The sequence below is a fragment of the Streptococcus sp. KR genome, assembly GCF_002238115.1.
Taxonomy (GTDB): Bacteria; Bacillota; Bacilli; order Lactobacillales; family Streptococcaceae; genus Streptococcus.
Window position 1 is genome coordinate 1 of record NZ_NGVM01000161.1, and the last position, 417, is coordinate 417.

1 protein-coding gene is annotated in these 417 nt (G+C 42.2%); it reads right to left on the reverse strand.

Features of this window, described 5'->3' with window-relative positions; translation table 11 throughout:
* Positions 1 to 417, reverse strand: a 417-nt coding sequence (locus CBI42_RS11410) for a transposase (RefSeq protein WP_142294141.1), incomplete at both ends; no start/stop codon positions are given.

Consider the following 417-nt stretch of genomic DNA (forward strand, 5'->3'; position numbering starts at 1 on the left):
TCAAAGCACGATATGCTTGGGCGACCACGTGAAAGTGGTCGGCAATAATAATGGTATGAGGGAACAATTCATGAATAAGATGACGGTAAGGTGTATACAGGTCAACCGTAATTGTTTGAACCGCTAAACGAGCCGAGCGGTCGTAACGCAGAAAGTAATTGCGTAAGTAGCGACTTCGTCGTGACAAAATAATGTTTAAAGTACGGTGATTTTCAATGTTCATCAAGATCATACTCATTCCACTGGGCGCAAAGCGACCAGACTTAAAATCATCAAAAGCAATGTGTCGTGGTAGCCAGTGGTAGTTAGGCTTGAAGAATTGATCGAGGTTAAAGATAACCCGTCTTACAGTCCAATCAGAGATGCCAAGTTCCTTAGCAATATCGGTTTGCGATTCATTAACAGTTAGTTGCATCA